Source organism: Pedobacter sp. MR22-3, from assembly GCF_026240075.1.
Classification (GTDB): domain Bacteria; phylum Bacteroidota; class Bacteroidia; order Sphingobacteriales; family Sphingobacteriaceae; genus Pedobacter.
In genome coordinates this window covers 229684-250536 of record NZ_JAPIVF010000006.1, presented here as the reverse complement: position 1 = coordinate 250536, position 20853 = coordinate 229684, and the positions used below count along the sequence as shown (strand labels likewise).

Here is a 20853-nt window from a genome sequence, read left to right as displayed (position 1 = left end):
TATACTAAACCAATAACGCTTTTAATGCCCTATCTTTAATCACAGGAACTTTGCCATGCCTGATAAATTCTGCAAGTCCACGCAATTGTTTGATGGATTTTATGGCTTCATACCCTTCATATGTTGTTCTGATTTTATTCAGCAATAGTGTATCCGTTTTAAACATATCACTTTTGGTAAGTAATCCTTTTTTTAAGAAGAGTTTAATCAGTTCAGTCATTTTTCCATTTGCATAGAGATGAACCGGGAGTTTAAATACATCATCATTTAATTTTTTAAATGTCTCATTGATCCATTGCACTTCAGCATCATTATTTACGGCAATTATACCATTACTCAGCACCACCGCATTTAAAAACTGCTTAGCCCGCTGGCGGGTAATAATTTCCCCATGAATGCCATCACGCAACGTATAATCCAAACGATCTGCACAAAGCGATGGCATCGGCTGTTCTAAAATATTAAAAACACCATGAATAATCTGATTAGCAGTATAGCCATATTTAAGCAGCACATCAGGAATTTCAGATTTATAGATCACCTCAGCGAAAACCTGCTCATGGTAATCCTCTTCAACATACTCAAATACATAATCACCTACATGGGAAAAAGCCGTATGCGAAACATCATGTAGCAATCCGGCAATTTGTTCAAGTTCAGTGCCTCCCATTTTCTTGATCAGCATGGCTACTCCTATTGCATGTTCTAAACGTGAATGGCAAATAGATGGATTAACCAGGAAAATTGCTCCGCTCTGGTGTATGCCAGCTAAACGCTTTAAAGCATCTGTTTGCAAAAGCGCTTCAAATACCTTTGGAAATTCCATATTTCCGTATAAAAAATCATTCAGCTGAATCATATTGATGAGAATAAATACCAAAGCACAATTATACTAATTTATTTAGCATATAAACTAAAAATATTTTCTCTTGATTTTCAATCTGCTATTTAAATTAGTCAAAAAAACAACTTTCAAATATTTTGAAAGCTATTATTACAAAATAATGATCTACAATTAAAAAGATATAAAACAAGCAAATTAATAAAACGTTATATTGTAAATAAACGATAATATGGCAACTGCTCAACAGATTAGAAAAGCATATATAGATTATGTTTTAACCCATGATGAAAAACCAAAAACGGTTTATTCTTTTGCAAAGAAGATTAAAATTACCGAAGCTGAATTTTATCAGTTTTTTTCTTCTTTTGAAAGTATAGAGAAGACCATTTGGTTTGAATTCACTTTTGAAACCATTCGTAAAATAAAGGAGCAGGAAGTTTGGCTACAATATACTTCGCGTGAGAAAATGCTTTCTTTTTTTTACAGCTTTCTGGAAAATCTGAAAAGCGAACGAAGCTTTGTTATTTATAGTTTAAAAAATTACAGGGGTAAATTTTCCACACCTGATATATTGGCGGGTGTAAAGCCAATTTTCGAGAACTTTGCACAGGAAATTATTGATGACGGCCTGGAAAGTGGCGAATTGGCTGAACGTAAATTTTTAACTAAACGTTATAAGGATGCCCTTTGGATTCAGTTTTCATTTATCCTTAATTTTTGGATTAATGATGACAGTGACGGCTTTGAGAAAAGTGATGAGGCCATTGAAAAGGGAATCAACGTTACGTTCGATCTTTTTCAGCATTCACCTATTGATAACCTGATTGATTATGGAAAGTTTCTTTCCAGAAACGGGAAGTTTAAAGAAAAAATGGGATTATAATCATTAATGAAGACACAACAGAGTATTCCAACTACAAAAGTAGAGCGCTCGGCAAAATTTGTGAAAACAGGTTTTCAGATTGGCGGAAACTATATCAAGCATTATTCAAAGAAATTGTTTAATCCGGATATGGATAGAGATCAGTTAAATGAAGATAATGCAACTGATATTTATAAATCGCTGAGCGAACTTAAGGGCAGTGCCTTAAAAATAGCGCAGATGTTAAGTATGGATAAAAATATCCTGCCAAAATCATATGTAGATAAATTTACCCAGTCGCAATACAATGCACCTCCCCTTTCAGGGCCTTTAATTATGCGTACATTTACCAAAAACTTTGGCAAAACACCTGAGCAGATTTTTGACACCTTTAATCTAAATTCCAGCAATGCTGCATCTATCGGACAAGTACATCAGGCTACGCTCAATGGTAAAAAGCTTGCCGTTAAAATTCAATATCTGGGTGTTGGCGACAGTATTTCATCAGATTTAAAACTGGTAAAGCCATTTGCTTTCCGCCTATTGGGAATGTCTGAGCGGGAATTAAATATTTATATTAAAGAGGTTGAAGAACGCTTACTGGAAGAAACGGATTATGAGCTTGAGGTAAGGAGGTCTATCCAGTTCTCTGAAGACTGCAAAAACCTTGATCACGTAGTTTTTCCGAAATACTATCCTGAGTTATCTGGTAAGCGAATCATTACCATGGATTGGCTGGATGGATTACATTTAAAAGAGTTTTTAAAAACTAATCCTTCTCAGGAACTGAGAAATAAAATTGGCCAGGCTCTTTGGGATTTCTATAACTTCCAGCAACATGAGCTTCGTGCTGTGCATGCAGATCCGCATCCCGGCAACTTTATGATCACGCCAGATGAAGACCTGGGTGTCATTGATTTTGGATGCATTAAAGAATTGCCCAATGATTTCTATTACCCTTTCTTCTCGCTCATTTCTACAGATGTAATCAACGATAAAACCAAAACGATTGATGCCTTTAGAAAACTAGACATGATTCATACCGATGATACTGAAGAGCAGGTAGAATTCTACTATAAAGCATATAAGGAAATGATCAGTCTCTTTGCAAAACCTTATATCAGCAAGGTGTTTGATTTCAGTAAAACAGAATTTTTTGAGCAACTATATCTTTATGGTGAGAAGATTTCAAAAATGCCTGAATTTAAACAGGCCAGAGGTGTAAAACATTTCATTTATGTGAACCGCACAAACTTTGGTTTATATCAAATTTTACACGAATTAAAAGCAATGGTGAATACAGACACTTATGAGCCAACCTTAAACCGGTAATTAACAGTTTTTTTTCACCACATTAATCATGTGATCAATGTCAAACGGTTTTTCAATATAATCATCCGCTTTGCATTCCTTTGCTTCTTCTGGCAATTTATTGGATGTGGAAGTTAGCACTGCAGATACATCTTCTGTTTCCGGGTCAGATTTTAAGTCCTTAATAACTTCTGACCCTTTCTTTTCACCTTTAATGTGGTCATCCACAACTACTACATCAGGGTCAATCTCATCTATTTTTTCAACCGGATCGGTCGTTAATGATGCCGTAACATCAAATCCCTCCTCCTCCAGCACCTGGTCCATTATTTCAAGAATTTCTTTATTATCCTGAATAAGCACAACCTTTTTCTTCATATTGACTGTAAGAATATTTTTTTAAATATAGGAAAAAGGAAGTATTCAAAATCCAATTGCCCGTTTTTTTACAATCCGTTAAAGGAAGCACAAAATTTCGTCTTGAATTAAAGCCCGTTCGTCGAGAATTTTACAGCAATGGTATAAAAGCGAGAAATGGTCTGCAACGTTTTGGTGTCCGTTACGTCTTATCTACAAACAAATAAATTACTTAAATAATTCAATAACAATTAATTAACATTAAATTATTAAACAAAAGATATTATGAAAACTTCAATCAAAACCCTGATTGCAACAACATTAACAGCCATCGTTTTATCAACAGCTGTATTTTCAACAAGCGTTTCTGCTTCAGAAACTCATCCTTTAAAAGTTTCGGCTGTTAATGGCTTTAAAAAAGTTTCTGTGAAAGGAAATGTTGAAGTTATCTTAATTCAAAGGGCAAACAGCGGCGTGGCTTATGCAGAAGATAATACCGGCACCGCAAAAATTTTACAAAGCGGCGATATGCTCCGCATCACTTCAACTGATGGAACTTTTGCAAAATTAATTGTATATGTAACAGATATTTATAGAATTGAAGCTACAGATAATGCAGTAGTTAAAACTGAAGGCAAGTTAAATTCACTGTATCTTCAAATCTTTTTAAAAGGAAACGCACATGCTGAAATCAATACCATTTCAAAAGGCTTATACACCGTAATTCAGGATGATGCCGATTTAAAATTAAGTGGCTCAACAGATACTCATACTTTAGTGATGGGCAACACACAAAAACTTACCATTGATAAATTTGCTGCACTGAAAACCAATATCAAATCCACTGAAATTACAGCTACAGGTAAAGAAATTGCCGCTGTATATTAACCAAAAAATACCAACATAAAAATGGCTTTCTGACTTTCCAGAAAGCCATTTTTTTTGAACATTCAGACAATCTTCAGAATTGAAGGGTATCTTGCGCAAATTATTAACCCAATGAACCACTTAATCAAAGGCCGGTATTCAATTCTGTTAAGCTTTATTGCCTATTTTTTAACCTGCTCTTTTGTTATCCGCACCATCCTGCTTATCTTATCTTTTTCACATGCAGATTTCAGTTTTTTCGAAATCCTGAGGTGCTATGCTGTTGGTTTATTTTTTGATGCCGGAACAGCCTTGATCATGACCTCATGCTATGCCTTATATTTATTGCTTCTTCCTGATCGCCTTTACAGGCAGAAATGGAATAGCATTTTAACGCTTTCCATATTTTTTATCTTCGTCATACTAACACTTTTTTCGTTCTTCGCCGAAATCACCTTTTGGCAGGAATTTGAAAGCAGATTTAATTTTATAGCTGTTGATTACCTCATCTATACCTATGAGGTGGTCCACAACATTAATGAATCTTATCCGCTTCCCTATTTAATTTCTGGTATTCTCGCTATTGCCTTAATCATTACCTACCTGTTTAACAGGTTAAAAATTTTCAGCTTAAATGCTGAAAGTAAAATGCCTTTCAAAAAACGCCTTGTTTATACTGTTTCGCTGATGCTGACAGCTATATTGTTCTCACTCTTTGTAAAAAACAGTGCTGCAGAACAGGGCAATAACCGCTATGCCAATGAACTGGGTAAAGCTGGTATTTATTCCTTTTTTGCGGCATTTAAAAATAATGAATTAAATTACCATGAATTTTATCAGCTTATTGATGGCCAAAAGGCTTTTGCCATCGTCAGAAACCAACTGGCACAAAATGGTACAAGCTTTAAAAACGGACTGACGATTTCTAGGAATATTAAGGGTACAGATTCCACTTACCGTCCAAATGTAATCATGATTACGGTGGAAAGCCTGAGTGCTGAATTTTTAGCGCACTATGGTAACAAACAGCAACTTACTCCCCGCATAGATGCCCTGGCAGACAGCAGCATTTTCTTTAGTAATATGTATGCAACCGGAACCAGGACAGTGAGGGGAATGGAAGCACTTACATTATCCATCCCACCAACTCCCGGCAGCAGCATTATCAGGCGAAATGACAACGAAAACTTGTTTACCGTTGGCCATGTCTTTAAAGATAAAGGTTATATCAATACCTTCTTTTATGGTGGAGATGGTTATTTTGACAATATGAACCATTTCTTTGGCAACAATGGTTATAATATTGTAGACCGCGGAAGAAAATTACTGGATGAAACCTATCAGGGCAGCCGGACATTAATTGCCGACCAGGAAGTAACCTTTGAAAATGCCTGGGGGATTTGTGATGAAGATATTTTTAATGTGGCGATAAAGGATGCCGACGAAAAATATAAGCAGCACCAGCTATTTAATGATTTCATCATGACCACCTCCAACCACAGGCCTTTTACTTTTCCGGCAAATAAAATTAACCTACCCGTAGGAACAAGAGAAGCCGCCGTACGGTATACAGATTATGCCATTGGAAAATTCATCGACAAGATAAAAACACGACCTTATTTTAAAAATACGGTGATCATTATTGTTGCAGATCATTGCGCCAGCAGTGCCGGAAAAAACGAGGTTGATATTTCTAAATATCAGATTCCCTGTATGATTTTAAATTTAAGCCACCAGCCGAATAGGAATATCAGTAAAATGACTTCGCAGATTGATTTATTCCCAACACTCTGGTATTTATTAGGCTGGAGTTATGATAGTGAATTTTATGGTCAGAATGTCCTGGCAGATCATTATCAGCCCAGGGCATTTTTAGGTACTTACCAAAAACTCGCCTACCTCAAAGGCGATAGTTTGCTTTTGCTCAGTCCGCACCGAAAGATTGATACTTATTTGTATAATCCATTGAAAAATACACAAAAACCGCATCAGCTATCTAAACAAATGATAAATGAAGGCATTGCCAATTATCAAACAGCTTTTGATTTGTTCAAAGATGGTAAATTGAAACTATAATAAAAGGTAGACAGTTAGAATTTAGCTTTCCATTATGGAAGCAATCTCTTTCTCCATAGATTCCAGTTCTTTCGCCTTTAATTTTTTTACGGTTTCCTTTTTAGGTTCAACGTATTTAACCCCAACACGCAATGCCCTTAAACCGGAAACACCTTGCAACTCTTCGAGGTCAAGTTGTTCTAAATCATCATTAAAATAGCCCTGAACCTGCATGTATTTGATGTACTCCATATATTCTTTGGCTTCATCCGGATTAAAATAAACCATTGAAATTTTATCCGGCTGGGTCAGGCGTTCATTCTTTCCTTTGATTAATACTTTATCAATCCGTTTCTTCACCACTTCATAACGGATATTATAGGCACCCTCTACATCGAATCTTCGCTCATCGTTCCTGAAACTAATGTCGATGGGGTTTGAATGAATAAAAATTAACTGAGTCGTTTCCAGCGGAAAAGGGATTTCTCCGATTAAACCCTTGGACAGCCTGGCGATCTCCACCATTGAAGTCAGCTGCCATAAGCGGATATTTTTTAAGTATAATAAATCAAAAGGTTTCTGCGGCGCAATTTCCTGCCCGATATAAATGTCATACTCCACCCCGTCTGTTCTAAACTTGGCAAAATAACAAGGATAAGATTCCTGCAGGTTGGCTTGCGATTTTTCCAGGTACTGGCTTACCTCGGTATTGATCATCTGCATGGAAACTTCCAGCTTTCTGCGGTTAGAATAAGCACTCCCGGTTTCAGGAATAATGACCTTAAAATAATCATCTACAATTTCAGCCGTTTGCGGATAGTTGGCCTTGATAATGGAAAGGAAAGGGTAAACCTCAGCAGCAAGGAATTCGTTAAGCTGACTCTCTTCATTCGAAGAAGTCAGATGATCTATCCTTTTAGTCCAGTCTTTACAGTTAAACAAAATTTTCTCTGTAATTTCAAGGGAAACAACTTTCCTGATTGCTTTCAATGCCTGTATTAGACTCTCCAGCAGCACACTCAAATCATCCTTTAAAGCTTTATTCCGCTCAATGGTGGAGTTACGGATATCAATGGCACCAAATAATGGATACATGTGTTTAAATGTAACCGTTTCAATTTCTTTAATCTTGTTTTTACTGCTGTTCTTTTGAAGAAAGTGCCATACGGCCTCATTAAATTTCCACTGTACAGAAGGTTGTAAGGCCGTGAATTTATCCATCAGCACTTCATCCATTTTAGCATTAAAATCCTCGATATTATATTGGAAAAGTTGCCCGATCAAAGGCATAGCCGGGCGCAATCTCGACAATAACCTATCATCAATAATTACTTCATTATCAGAATAAACCTCCAGTACACCGGCCAGCTGGGTATTATAATAAACCGGTAACACAGAATAAGAACATACCCCCGCCTCTTTCAATACCTTTAAGAAAGGATCTTTCAAAATCAGCTCATCATTAATGGAACTTACAAAAATGGCTTTGGGGTTTTCCATATATTTATCAACCAGGGAGTAGAACACCTCTTCTTCTACATAGGAAGCTTTTGCCGAATTGATCAGCTTGCTTTGAGAAAATTCCAGGTGATCAAAAACCAGTTTGTTATTTACCGTTAAAAATGGCATTAATCCAAATTCCAGGTTGCCATCGCCACTTAAGCTTTTCAGTGCCTGGATAACGTGCGTATAAGCATCATTCTGATAATCATGATTAACGAGGGCATCACGAATACCATCAATAGCATGCTGTAGCGTTACATCGGTGATGGAAATGATACTGAATCCATCGAAAGAAAAATCATTTAGTGGCAAATGCTTCAGCAGGTATTCCAGTTCATTATCCTCCTGAAAATATTTTCCGAGTTCTTCAAAATTAAGTTCAGGAAGTTCTCCTTTATACTGGATGTCTACAAACTTGGTATCCGTTTGAATGTTGTAATATTGCGTAAGCTTGGTTTTCTCATTTACATGTCCATAAATAACTTCATTTTTAATTACAGAGGTAAAGTTGTAAAAGCGCAATAAAATAATATTATAAATAAACTTAAGCTGTTTCTTTTCAACCGGTTCGCTATCCTTGGTAATCTTATTTTTAGGATCGTGATCCTTAAAAAAATTGTAAAATGCATTTGTACTGAAGAAAATTTCATCCGGAACCGGGGTACTCAAGGCCCAGAACAAATCATCCTCATTATCCATCAATGGTGTAAGGATGGTAAAAATAAGTTCTAAAGTATCTTTATATTGAACCAGATCTTTTGCCTTGATATTATTTAGGAGTAACTTCTCTTTCTCAATTTTTTCCAGCAGAAACCTGTAAAACTCAGATTTTACGGATTTCTCCGTTTTCAACCTTCCTTTTAAATACTCCACCAGCGGGCGAAAGGAAAGCGACGAATCTATCTGATGCTTGAAACATTCGTTTTTATGTATTTGAATTACGTTGGTATTCATGACGGATTTCCTTTCTTGGAATATTTACAGTTATCTTATTCAGTACAAAGATATTACCTCTTCTTTAATAATAGGTCTTTATAACGTAATACTTGGAGATGGTCCCCTGACTAAAGCTTTACAAATTTAATACCTAAAGTTTAAAGAAACGTATGGGTACCATCCTTCTGAAGAATGTCCCATTACAAATCGTACAACTGTGAGTGATGCCGGTGCAAAATACAAGCCACCACCTACACCGTGATGCCAGGTGGTAGACACTTCATTCCGTTGCCAAACCCGGCCAACATCATAGAAGCCCAGCAAGCCAATTTGTCCGGGTAAAACATAACTGACCAAATCACCCAGTTTCGCCCTTAACTCTAAATTATTGTAAAAAATATGTTCACCGGCAAACCTGAACTGCCGGTAACCCTGAAGATTACCCTGCCCACCAAGGTATAAGGCCTGATAAAATGCCGGTTTTCCAACCGTTACACCACCACCAAAACGATCCGCCAGAATAAAATTTTTCCTGCCGTCTAAATTTTTATATAAGGCAATACTTGCTGTTAACTGCCCGAAAGAATTTGAATATTGGTTAACACCCTTATAGCCAAGCAATTTAAAATCTACAAAACTTCCCAAGGTAGGTAGGAGGTCATTATCCCTGGTGTTATTGGTGAAATTTACAATCGCCCCGGCAAACATTTTTTCGTTACGCACCGTTAAGCTATCTGCAGAGTGCAACTGATCAGCATTGAGGATAAAACGGCCTTCGTTATCTTCGCGGTTGAACTTATAATACTGATAAGAGGGTCCTACAGAAAAGGTTGATTTGGGTTTACGCCACCTGATGGCTGCATCTACCTGGTACAGGTTAAACCTGGCCCTGTAGTAGCGGATATCATCACCATGTTCATCAAAATGAGTATCATTACCTAAACCGAAGAAATTCTGGTTATTATTGGGGGCAAAAGCATAACCGTTTACCAATAAATCTCCCTTACCCAATGCTTTTAACCATTCGCCCTTATAATTAAAACGGAATGCCCTGGTAGAGAAAGAATGCAAAAATGAAACCGTTTGTGAATTGCCCCAGGGTTGCTTACGGAACCCCGGATTGGTTTGCTTGTAAATTAAACCCAGTAAAATCCCATCATCCCTGTTGTAACCTGCGTTTAAATTATATGATCTCCGCACATACATATCTTTAGGGATGTAACTGAAGTTTGCCGTATCATTGGAAATAATTTTGTTGATTTTATTCTGATCATTACCAGCGTAAGTTGCCTTATCTGTACGACCGTATAATTTTACCCTGCCACTGCTATTTGCAAAATCGTAATATTTCTCCCCCTTACCTCCAATTATCCGGATTTTAATGGCAGAATTTTTATTGTCGAGAATTAAGCTGTCATTCCCATTATGCATATACACCCGAATTTCCTTCGTCACTTTGGGGTCGAACTTCCGGTCAAACAATTCATCTTTGATATTGCCTTCTTTTGATATTTTATTAATCTTCACCCGCAAACCATTTTCCTTGGTATCGCTGATTTTAATGCGTTCATTTTTATTGGTTACTTCTATATCAACGATGCGGTTAAAGAAATGATAGTAATCATTCATCAGTTTAGGCAAACTGGCTACCCGCTCACGCAACCTTTTTAAAAATTCGTCATGATGTAATGAATAGCTCGGCTCAGGAAGTTTCCGCAAGGCCTTTTCAAAAACGGCATCATTGTAATTGGCGCAGAAATCTTTCACTATCTGGTTAAATTCATCTTCCGTTATATTTGCGGTCCAGCGGCTGCTGATTTCCCTGCCTTCCCATAAAAACCAGTTAATATTTTGTATGGGCCGTTCGTAGCCCTGCATCATTGGGAGCAAAGAGGATGATTGTGTAAAACGTTGTAAAAAACCATCTGAACGGAAAAAAACCTGGTCGCGGTCTCTTGGTACAGGTGTATAATTTGAGCCATCTTTGGTTTTGGTTTCCTTCCAGCGCCACTGGTCTTCATGCCTGTCCCAATCGCCAAGCAATACATCAAGTGATCTTGCCTTTACCCAGGCCGGGCCATCTAATTTATTATCGTTGTCATCCGTTAATTTTTTATCCATTTTCGGTGAACTGTCTGATTCTCCTACAGGCTCGCGCTCCTCAAATAAGCATAGTGTATTGGCAAAAGCAGATTCAAACTCGCCTAAACCATCATCAGGAGAAACCCAGCCGATAACCGGATTGGTATGTGGAATTTTAGCTGCATCTGCCAGGTCAGGAACAACCAAAGCTGAGAAGGGATGCTGGGCAGACATGTTATCTTTAATCACGTCTTTTGCAAAGGTATTCCGCAAGGCCTCAGGCAGCAGAACCTCCGGGTATTTTTCTATGCTACGCAACACATATTCCTTCCCGTCTTTATCTTCCAGTCTTAAAGAGCGCGACTGGTTACCTCCTCCGCGTTGAGTGGCTTTAAGGCCACCTTTCATTTTTGAGACATGCAACACCGGAACTTTAGTTCTTTCGGCATATTCCTTCCGGTAATTTTCACCAAAAACATACCGATGAAAACGCCCTACGCTATCGTACTCCGGTTTAATGCGTACAAAAATACTATCGGCTGTAAGCGGCTTATCCCTGTTTCTAATTTTTGAAGGAATTTCTGCAAACTTTTTAATATAGCTGTAAACCTGTTTAACGCTGGTATCCGAATAAATGTAATACGCATAGCGCATATCATTATTTTTCAACTGATCAGCAATGACATAGCCCTGCTGCATTTCCTGAAATAAGGAATTTTTGCCCTTTTTATTCGGCGAAACCTTTGATCCGGAACCACTGATAATCTGCAGTTGTTTCCCTTTAATCATTTGTAAACCATGCTCATGCCCGGCCACATAAGTTACATTCGGATAATCGCCAAAAACACCATTTACAGATTTGATCATGTCTTTATATGCCGGATGATTTAAATCTTCAGGACTTAAAAGCGTAGATCTTAACAAAGGATAAACCGAGCCCAAAACCGGCATCGGGATATATAAATTCTTATTTAGGGAAGTCAATGGAAAAAGGTGATTTCTTAAATTAAAATAGCCGCCATGTGGCCCATAACTCTGAAATGGATGGTGTGAAGCCAATAAGATCACCTTGTTTTTATTTTGTTCCAGCAGTTCTTCCATGCGTACCAGCACTTCATCTTTGGTATTGCAATCACATTCACCTGCCGGATTTGATTTTTTATATGGAAATAGCCACCACTCACTATCATAAGCAATGATGGTGAGTTTATCGGTGAGGTTGATGGCTACCGGATCAGGACACCCGTTCGCAGGAATTAATTTAAGCAATGGATCGTTCTGCGCTTTTAAATAATCATCCTGTGCTTTGATTTTCGCCAAACCATCTGGTCCGGATTTATCCCAGTCATGATTACCCGGAATGAAATAAACACTTGCGCCCATACTGCGCATGGGTTCAAATTGTGACCGTAATATTTTTTTTGTCTCCTCTTCTTCAATACTTCCAGGCAAACCCATTCCTGTGGGATAAATGTTATCGCCAAGATAAACCACAGTGGTTTTTTTTGGAATAATCTGCTTGGCGGCATTTTTTAAATCCTGCATCTGGGCAGCATTCATTTCTCCGGCATCGCCGAAAAGAATTACACGGTATTTAACATCATCCTGAGCGAAAGAATTAAAAACAAATAAAAAAAAGAAGGCAATAAATAGGGTAAACGTTTTGATCATCGCTTAGGGGTTATTTCAGATAAAGATAATTAATTTTAATAAAGCCTATCTGACCTTAAACATTAAAATATTTCCTGCAGCTAAAGACCCACCTTCATTTGAAATATAAAGATTATTATCCCGATCAAACGCAATGCCTTCAGGTTGGTTAAAAGCATCTCCTTTTAAGGCTTGAGTTGATTTTATCTTAAAGTCGGCGTCAGTTATCACCAATAACTTATTCATGGAAGAAAGGATATACCACTCTCCTGTTTTCGGGTTTTTGGCCAATGCCGAAGGGCGGAAATTCATTTTAGATGTACCTGCCGCAGCAGCAATTTCCTGATGAGAAAGTTTAAAAGTTCCTGCAGGCGTAAAAGTGCCTTCATTAAATTTAAAAGCAAATATTTCGGTATCCGACTTTTTACCTTTTTTCACTTCTTTGGTTAAAATATAAACCATACCAGCCTTCTCATCTGAAGCTAAACCTTCATATTCAGCTTTTGGCACCAGGTCTTTTGTTTTAATAACGTCAGCTACTTCCGGAGTATTAATTTTTGAAATGGGAAAAGTATGCAGTTCTCCATTACTCTTAAGCACAATTACCTGATCATTAATGATCGCCAGGTCTTCATAATCACCTTTCCCTCCAAATTTGGTAAATTGTGCATCTTTATCATTTAAGCCCAAATGAAATAAATCACCATCTTCATCCTGAATGGCAAAAACCTGTTTCGGATCTCCATGATGAAAAGTAATGCCCGAAATTTCAAATAAATTCTGTGGCATATTATATTTTACCGGATTAGCCAGATCATAAGGAAAATCTGCTTTTTCAATAGTGGAAACAGCATTTTCAGTCGTCATTTTATCCTTCTTCTTTCCCTCATCATCATGTTTTCCGTTTACACATGAAACCCCGATAAATGCTACGGTGAAAAGTGTAATAATAGCGGTTAGTTTTGTTTTATTCTTATTCATAAAATGAAAATTTAATACTTGTTTTTTAAAAATTGATAGATGGCCTGTTGTGAAGCAATGGCAGGTTCACCAGTTTGAACGGGAACATTTTCCATTTGATCATTTATTATAACAGCCTGCATGTTATCCTGTTTTTGAATCTCGATAATTTCCAGGATTTCCTTTTTAATTTGCTCGTCATAAATAGGAAAGCAAACTTCTATCCTGCGGTAAATATTCCGGTTCATCCAGTCGGCAGACCCCAGATAAACATCGTTTTTACCTTCGTTATGGAAGATAAAAATCCGTCCGTGCTCCAGGTAACGGTCTACAATTCTGGTGACTGTAATATTTTCGCTCATTCCCTTCACCCCCGGAATCAACCTGCAGATGCTCCGCACAAACATGTTTATCTTTACCCCACTTTGCGATGCCTCGTATAGTTTATTGATTAAAACCTTTTCTTCGAGGTTATTCATTTTAATGGTGATGGTTGCCGGTTTACCTTGTCTTGCATGTTCAATTTCCCGCTCAATCAACTGAAGAAAAGCCTGCTGCAGGTTAAACTGAGCCACCAGCAAATGCTGAAAAGGAATGAGATCAGCAGAAGTAGGCTTTATGCGTTTTGCCAGAAAAATAAACAATAACTCCACTTCGCGCAGCATTTCTTTATGGGCGGTCATTAAGATATGGTCTGTATAAAAAGAAGCCGTGCTTTCATTAAAATTTCCTGTAGCAAACAATCCCAGATAATGCATCCGGCCCGCTATTTCACGTTTTACCAGTGCTACCTTTGCATGCACCTTAAGGGCTGTTACGCTGTAAATAATGTCGACTCCAACCGATTTCATTTTTTTAGCCCACTTGATGTTATTGGCTTCATCAAACCTAGCCTTCAACTCCACCAGAACGGTTACTTTCTTCCCGTTTTTAGCGGCACTGATTAATGCATTCACAATTTTTGAATCGCTCGCTACCCGGTAAAGTGTTACATAAATCTCCTTGACATTTTCATCTATAGCGGCTTCATTGAAGAACCGCAGCACGCTATCATAACTTTGAAAGGGTGTATGAATGATGATATCCTTTTTGGTAATGGCTGCTGTAAGTGTCTTTTCTACGAAATCAGTATTGCAGATTTTGCGCCATGATGCATTTAAGAGCTGATCATTTTTCACCGGAAAAGCCATCAGGTCTTTCAGGTTATGGTATTGACCACCTTCTACCCTGTTTGCTTTTTTAAGGTTGAAGAGCTTTTTCATCTCCTCAAAAACATTTGGAGGAATGCCCGGCTGATGCAGAAAACGGGTGGCTAAACCCAAATCCCGCTTCATCAGCTGCTTCTCCAGCTGATCGGATAAATTTCCGGAATACTCATCCTTCAGGTCAATCTCCGCATCTCTTGTAATTTTAAAACTAAAGCAACCCAGTACCTCATCTCCCGGAAATACCCTATCCAGGTGAAACCTTACGATATCATCAAGAAACACCACGAAAGTTTCATTTTCCCCTTCTGTTTTATAAAACCGCGGCAACTCATTGGACGGGATATTTAAAATTACCGACTTGGTTTCATGCTCATTTTTTAAAGTAATGAGGAAATACAGCTCATTATTTGCAGGAAAAAAATTGGTCTCCTGATCCAGGTAAACCGGTTGAAGAAAGGCCATCACCTGGCTCAAAAAATATCTGGTAACTGGTTTTTGAATCTCCGGTGGAAATGGCTGTCCGTAAAGCAGGTTAATCTGCTTTTCTTTTAACTGCGGAATAATCTCCAGCTGCAGGATTCTGCCATATTGCTGCTGCTGACGGGTAATTAAATGATTGGCACTTCTCAGCAGGTCTTCTTCAATATGAATATCATTGTTTTCCTTATTGCTTAATTTTTCGAGTGCCAGTAATACAGGCATCCTGACGCGATAAAACTCGTCGAGATTGGAGGAAAAAATGGAAAGAAATTTAATCCGCTCCAGTAATGGAACCGTGCTGCGTCCTGCTTCTGTTAAAATTCGTTCATTAAATTTCAGCCAGCTCAGATCTCTGTTGAAAAAAGCAGTTTCTGTAGTTTGCGCCATTAAAGTTTACCGTAAGCTGCGTATGCAATAACAAAAGCCAATACCGCCGCAATCAACCCAAACATAAAAATATTATAAGCCAGGCGGATCAGTTTATATTTCCGACCTAAAACTACCCCCTGAGAATAGACATCTGTGATCAATGTGCCATACAAAAAATCCTTATCATTCATGACCTGAATCATGCCATCAGTATAGCGGGGTAAGCTCATTTTATAAAAATTACCGAAAAACAAGAGGTTAACTTTTTTATTGTCCATGTCTTCCTGGGTAAACTCTCCCTGTGGAATTGACGGGCGGGTAGATAAGATAGATACCACCACACAGGTTAAACTCACCATGAGCAGGATAAACGTGGGGATAATCAGGTTTCCGTGGTCTTCCAGTCTCCTGAGCAACAAACTTACAATCAGTGAAAGCATGATGGAATTTACCGTTATCAGGATGTGTGCTTTATTATCTGCCATATCGCTTAAGCGTTGGTTGTTGGCCGAGGTAATCCTGAACATGGTTTCAATTCCTTTATCCGGCCGGTCGCCTTTGCCTTTCTTTTTACCCTCTTTATCATCCAGCACCAATGAAGGTGCAAAATTTTTAGGTTCCTCCTGTTCGGTGGCGATTTCTTCCTGTGCAGTCAGCTTGCTTTTAAGCTTACTGATATTCGCCTGTTTCTGATCGTTGAGCAACAGGGCGGCATAGTCGGTTTGGTAATGGTGCGACTCCATAAACTGGATGTCTCTTTTTCGCCAATCCAGTTTGCTGATTTTTTTTTTGTATATCAGTTCAACTTCTTTGTGCATCAGCTTTCCTTTCTTACGGAAATCAGGCAGGCCAAGGTGAAATAAATCAGCATCGCAAATGATTTTGTCGAGCTGACTTTTAGGGTTTTGTGGAATCCTGGTGGATAAAATCGCATTTTTAACCTTTTCTTTGATGTCTTCCCCCACCTGGTGTTCGCTTAAGAATTTTTCGGCCAGCTCTGCTCCTTTTTCCTCATGTTTCAATGCATCATCGAAATAGCCGGTATCATGAAAATAAGCCGCAACAGTAATGGTGAAAAAATCCGCTTCATTTAACTGGTAGTGATTGGCAATTTGCTGCGCAGCATTGACCACTTCACGGGTGTGTTCCAGGTTATGATAAACCAGGCGTGGATCATGATGGGTATGAAAATAATTACTAACCTGTTTTTCTACCTCAAGTTGCAATTGTTTATAGTCTTGGGACATAGTGCTCTAATGTGATCTTTTTTTATGGTTCACTCACGCAGTTTTCTGCTTCTTGAAAACAAAAAAAAATGACGGGTGATACCGGATATAAAACTACGTTAAATTTAAATAAAATCAAGCCTTTAAACATTTAACAAAATCCGGACCTGGTGGATTATGCTCCCTGTTTCTTACTCAATCAGGTGAGTCCTGAAAGTTATCAATACAATCACCTGAAAATTAGATTGATGACACATTTACGTTATTTTTTGAAAAAAAGTTTTTTAAAAGCGGATGCAAATTTGTAACATTGCACTCGCAAAAAACAAATGTTTTTTCGGGGCCTATAGCTCAGTTGGTTAGAGTAGAAGACTCATAATCTTTTGGTCGCTGGTTCGAGCCCAGCTGGGCCCACAAACCCTCTTTACAATCCGTAAAGAGGGTTTTGTTTTTTAGTTAAAAAATTAATCTGCTTTAATATTAGTTTAAATGCTGTTTTTTGAAATGTACAGCCTTGAGTTTTGCAGTTGGTGAGCTACCAACCTAGATTTCGCCTGTAGTGGTGCCGGTGCATAAACGGTAAGCCGAATAGAGGCCGGACATACCCGCCCCTACTATGGCTACATCCGGATCCGCATCTTTCCATAACCTGTATTGAGGTTGATCTTTCATAATAACAGTAGGATCATCAGTTTGGTAATACAATTGATCTGTATAGCTGCAAATTGTCAAACTTATAATTGCGGAACGCCCGGAGTGTCTATTACATTCTCAGCGGCAGAAGCTTTCAGGCTTTCCACAGCTCCTAATTCGGATACGGCCTGCATGCGCTTCAGTGTGCTCACGGTGATATGCGGCCAAATGATAGGTTCAACCGTGCCGGTGGCCGGAAATACCAGGTTAATGGTTTGAGTGTATTGCAGAAGTTCCGTTTCGCTGCCGCCGGTGATGTTTTCAATCCAAAAAATTGCATCCATGGATGTTGCTGTAACATTGGTTTGAATAAACGGGATGTTCAGAATTCCACCCGTGGCATCAGGGTGTTTGGTAGACATCGGAAGAACCGTCATATCGGTAATGGAGCCTTTTCCTACGATGCCATCAAGTGTTGTTTTCAGGAAGCTATTCGGATCAGATTGTGCAAAGCCAGGGAACTGAGGAACACCGATGATCTTATCATTATACCCAAGCGCCGTAATCGGGCTGCCATCAAGATGCGTGCATTCTGCAGAGGCCACTTCGAAGAAATTCGTATCCGGCGCAGGTACTGTTAAAGCTTTACCAAGCGCCAATACCGCGTTACCATGAGGGATGGTACCTAAGCGGGCAATATCAAAGCCGCCGTTAAAATTTGTTATAAAAAGCATTAAACCTGTTTCAGCATGTATGATCTGGCCATTGCCAAAGCCCCTGGTGTTGCAAAAGTCGGTATCGCATACGCTGATGATCTGCTGCTCATAAAACAGGCCGAATATCTGCTGATCAAATTCCTTTCCATTCAGAACAGGCCCCCTGTTCCCTGCGCTAACAGCCACGGTGGAGAATTTCAGGTTTTCTTTATAAGGTATCACCTCAAAAATAAATCCGTCAGGGTGCGGTACGGATATTACATTCCATCCACTTGGTGTAACGCCGCCGGTTCCATTTATGACTACGCTTTCCCATTCGCCTACCAATTGTTTTAAAGGGCCAAGTTCTGCAAGCCCGAGTGCTTCAGCAGGCACAAATTGTGCACCCATGCCGAAACGGTTTAATTTCTCTGTCATATCTTGTTTGTTTAAGGTTTATACGATTAAAATGCATTCCCACCCCCTCTGTCTTATCCTTTGTCGGTTTACATTTAATGTTTACACAAGGGGGTTGTAAAGGTGGTTAATTAAATCTATTCATATAGTTTTAAATTCCTATTAAATATTTAAAAAACAGGTGATTATACGTAAATAAAGCAGGTGATTTTACCCTGTTCAAGTAGCATTGTTTGTGCCGGCCAGTTGATTCCGAACACCTGTACCTATGGATCACTACACTAAATTATTATTGAGGAATTTAAAATTGCCTTTCTGATGACCTCTTTGATTGTTGAGGAATAGACTTGAATACTTTTCTTTTGGACGCTGGTTCGAGCCCGGCTAGCACATAAAATCTTCAATAATACTGGTTTTTGAGAAGTGCGGAATTTTCTATGCAGACAATTTTAGACTGAAGCGGCCAATTTCGAAGAGAAACAAATTCAGGAGAAACTTTTTTTTGTTTCTCGTAAAATTGTTTCTCCTACCCGAAACGTTCTTTTCCGAAACTTTTTTTTGTTTCGGAAAAAAACGTTTCGCTTTCTGTCCGGCGAATATGGAAAGTATTTTTAAAAAGATTAATTTGCTGTTTGATTTCTCACCCATCAACCTAAGTTTTATCTCGTCAATCTGTTCATATCCATTGATGTATAGCCATGAGTTTTTAGGTTGATGAGCGGCCAACTGATAGATGAATAGCAATTCTTGAAGCAAAGAAGAGTATTATCAGAAAAAGCAGGAGACGCAAGGAAACGTTAAAAAATCAGTTTTTTTCCATCTTCTTCTGTGGAAGTTTATTGTTTAAGTTTCACAGGTCTGGAGAGTTTAGAAAATGTGAGAGAACCCATAATCCACTTGCCATTTTTTCTGATGTATACTTCTGTTACCATGAAAGGATTGATCACCTCATTATTACCCAAGGCAGCTATCAAATCGATGTCGTTTAATAGAATGGCAGTATTGTCGATGATTTTAACCGAAGCCGAATAGACCTCTGCTTTTTTGTAGTGAATGCCTCCTGATTTAATGATATTCAGTTCCTGAGTTGTTCCCCAACTGCCTCCCATGTGTACGAACATGGCTTTTGGATCAAATAACAGTGCAAGTGAATCTACATTTTTATCTGCCATCCAAAGCCATTTCTTTCTGGAAAGGTCCAGTAGTTCCTGTTCAACTTTTGTGGGCGTAGTTACATTTACGGTTGACGCTTGTGCATGAGCGTACTGAACACCTCCGAAGAGGATAAACAATGCATAAACTAGTTTTTTCATGATCTGTGCTTTAATTGAGGGTTCTATATTCAGCCGGGGTACTGCCCACGCGCTTTTTAAACAATCTGATGAAGTGCTGCGGATACTTGAATCCTAAATCGTAAGCGATTTCATTTACCGTCTTACTGCTGTCAAAGATTTTATTTTTAGCCACTTCAATGATCTTGGCCTGGATAAATTCCTGGGCAGACTTACCTGTTTCTTTTTTGATAAGATCCCCAAAATAATTGGCAGAAAGGTGTAGTTCATCGGCGCAATAAGCCACACTGGGTAGTCCGATAGTGTAAGGCTTTTCTGAATTGAAATAGCCATTCAGCAATCCTTCGAATTTTTCGAGCATTCCTTTATTCACCGTATCCCTGGTAATAAACTGCCTGTCGTAAAATCGCTCACAATAACTCAAAAGTAATTCAATCCCCGAGGCAATCACTTTTTTACTATGCTTGTCGATGGTTTGATGCAATTCGCTGTGTAGCTTAGCAAATAAATCAAGCACCAGTTTACGCTCCTTTGCTGAAAGATGCAGTGCTTCATTGGTGTAGTAACTAAAAAAATTGTAATCACTGATGCTTTTCCCCAATGAAGTGCCCAGCAGCAGATCAGGATGGAAAACTAAGCCGTGTCCCATTGGCTGGTATTCGTCTACCTTGTTTTCAACGTCAACCACCTGGCCCGGCGAGATGAACACCAGCGTTCCTTCCTGGTAATCGTAATGCTGACGACCATATTTCAAATCGCCGCATTTTACGTCTTTCAAAAAAATGCAATACAGTTCAAAGTGCATTTTTGATCCTGTTCTTTTCGCTGCCTTTGAAAAATCAATAACACTCACCAAAGGATGACCGGTTTCATGATTATTGAAATCATTGTATTCGCTGACCGTCTGAAAGTTAAATTCCCTTTCCATACATTTTTCAAATTTGTTGATCAAAGTTAATCATTACTGCCACGTTAATTTACCATCAGCAGCCCGATCTGTAATATTGGTAGTATAAGCAGTAATTTATCTACCTGTTTGGGGTTTCTAAGACACGAACTTTGTACCTGATAATGGGTTTAGTTATTAAAAACAACTTATGATGTAT

General features: G+C 38.5%; 15 protein-coding genes and 1 tRNA gene. 5 read left to right on the top strand and 11 right to left on the bottom strand.

What is annotated here, in order from left to right:
* Positions 1 to 4: 4 nt before the first annotated feature.
* A complete protein-coding gene (locus OQ267_RS16280; protein ID WP_265836913.1) occupies positions 5 to 859 on the bottom strand; it encodes an HD domain-containing protein in 855 nt (284 codons plus the stop codon).
* A gap of 214 nt (positions 860 to 1073) precedes the next feature.
* Here OQ267_RS16280 and OQ267_RS16275 point away from each other — a divergent pair, with 214 nt between their 5' ends.
* Together OQ267_RS16275 and OQ267_RS16270 are read left to right on the top strand one after the other, a co-directional pair.
* Positions 1074 to 1727: a TetR family transcriptional regulator C-terminal domain-containing protein gene (locus tag OQ267_RS16275; RefSeq protein ID WP_265817594.1), complete on the top strand. Its 654-nt coding sequence runs from the start codon at positions 1074 to 1076 to the stop codon at positions 1725 to 1727.
* Positions 1728 to 1733: 6 nt separating this feature from the next.
* The gene (locus OQ267_RS16270; protein ID WP_265836912.1) at positions 1734 to 3038 is read left to right on the top strand and encodes an ABC1 kinase family protein; all 1305 of its coding nucleotides are present in this window, start codon (positions 1734 to 1736) and stop codon (positions 3036 to 3038) included.
* On the opposite strand, the gene OQ267_RS16265 is transcribed toward OQ267_RS16270, so the two are convergent.
* Positions 3039 to 3395, bottom strand: a complete 357-nt coding sequence (locus tag OQ267_RS16265) for a response regulator (protein WP_088300564.1) — start codon at positions 3393 to 3395, stop codon at positions 3039 to 3041. It lies immediately after the preceding gene.
* A 264-nt stretch (positions 3396 to 3659) separates the two neighbouring features.
* Here OQ267_RS16265 and OQ267_RS16260 point away from each other — a divergent pair, with 264 nt between their 5' ends.
* Both OQ267_RS16260 and OQ267_RS16255 read left to right on the top strand, forming a co-directional pair.
* Positions 3660 to 4262 (top strand): GIN domain-containing protein, encoded by a 603-nt coding sequence (locus OQ267_RS16260; RefSeq protein WP_265817592.1) that lies wholly within the window; start codon positions 3660 to 3662, stop codon positions 4260 to 4262.
* 111 nt (positions 4263 to 4373) lie between these two features.
* The gene (locus OQ267_RS16255) at positions 4374 to 6317 is read left to right on the top strand and encodes an LTA synthase family protein (protein WP_265817591.1); all 1944 of its coding nucleotides are present in this window, start codon (positions 4374 to 4376) and stop codon (positions 6315 to 6317) included.
* Between the two features lie 21 nt (positions 6318 to 6338).
* On the opposite strand, the gene OQ267_RS16250 is transcribed toward OQ267_RS16255, so the two are convergent.
* From OQ267_RS16250 to OQ267_RS16230, 5 genes are all read right to left on the bottom strand, one after another.
* On the bottom strand, positions 6339 to 8753 hold the full coding sequence (locus tag OQ267_RS16250; protein ID WP_265836910.1) for a GAF domain-containing protein: 2415 nt from the start codon (positions 8751 to 8753) through the stop codon (positions 6339 to 6341).
* Positions 8754 to 8879: 126 nt separating this feature from the next.
* Complete coding sequence (locus OQ267_RS16245) at positions 8880 to 12488, bottom strand: BamA/TamA family outer membrane protein (RefSeq protein WP_265836908.1); 3609 nt, start codon at positions 12486 to 12488, stop codon at positions 8880 to 8882.
* 45 nt (positions 12489 to 12533) lie between these two features.
* Complete coding sequence (locus OQ267_RS16240; protein ID WP_265817588.1) at positions 12534 to 13448, bottom strand: SdiA-regulated domain-containing protein; 915 nt, start codon at positions 13446 to 13448, stop codon at positions 12534 to 12536.
* Positions 13449 to 13459: 11 nt separating this feature from the next.
* Positions 13460 to 15502 (bottom strand): polyphosphate kinase 1, encoded by a 2043-nt coding sequence (gene ppk1 / locus OQ267_RS16235; RefSeq protein WP_265836906.1) that lies wholly within the window; start codon positions 15500 to 15502, stop codon positions 13460 to 13462.
* Positions 15502 to 16731 (bottom strand): Pycsar system effector family protein, encoded by a 1230-nt coding sequence (locus OQ267_RS16230; RefSeq protein WP_265836905.1) that lies wholly within the window; start codon positions 16729 to 16731, stop codon positions 15502 to 15504. Before OQ267_RS16230 ends, ppk1 begins: the two co-directional genes overlap by 1 nt.
* Positions 16732 to 17050: 319 nt before the next feature.
* Between OQ267_RS16230 and OQ267_RS16225 the strand changes: the two genes are divergently transcribed.
* Positions 17051 to 17124, top strand: a tRNA-Ile gene (locus OQ267_RS16225).
* A 129-nt stretch (positions 17125 to 17253) separates the two neighbouring features.
* Here the strand turns inward: OQ267_RS16225 and OQ267_RS16220 are convergent.
* The 4 genes from OQ267_RS16220 to OQ267_RS16205 all read right to left on the bottom strand — a co-directional run bounded on the left by OQ267_RS16220 (position 17254) and on the right by OQ267_RS16205 (position 20675).
* The gene (locus OQ267_RS16220) at positions 17254 to 17382 is read right to left on the bottom strand and encodes a hypothetical protein (protein WP_265836904.1); all 129 of its coding nucleotides are present in this window, start codon (positions 17380 to 17382) and stop codon (positions 17254 to 17256) included.
* Between the two features lie 62 nt (positions 17383 to 17444).
* Positions 17445 to 18476, bottom strand: coding sequence for a heme-binding protein (locus OQ267_RS16215; RefSeq protein WP_265836903.1), 1032 nt, complete (start codon positions 18474 to 18476; stop codon positions 17445 to 17447).
* 815 nt (positions 18477 to 19291) lie between these two features.
* Positions 19292 to 19768: a nuclear transport factor 2 family protein gene (locus tag OQ267_RS16210; protein ID WP_265836901.1), complete on the bottom strand. Its 477-nt coding sequence runs from the start codon at positions 19766 to 19768 to the stop codon at positions 19292 to 19294.
* A gap of 10 nt (positions 19769 to 19778) precedes the next feature.
* Entirely contained in the window at positions 19779 to 20675 is an 897-nt protein-coding gene (locus tag OQ267_RS16205) for a helix-turn-helix domain-containing protein (RefSeq protein WP_265836900.1), read from the bottom strand.
* Between the last annotated feature and the right edge of the window lie 178 nt (positions 20676 to 20853).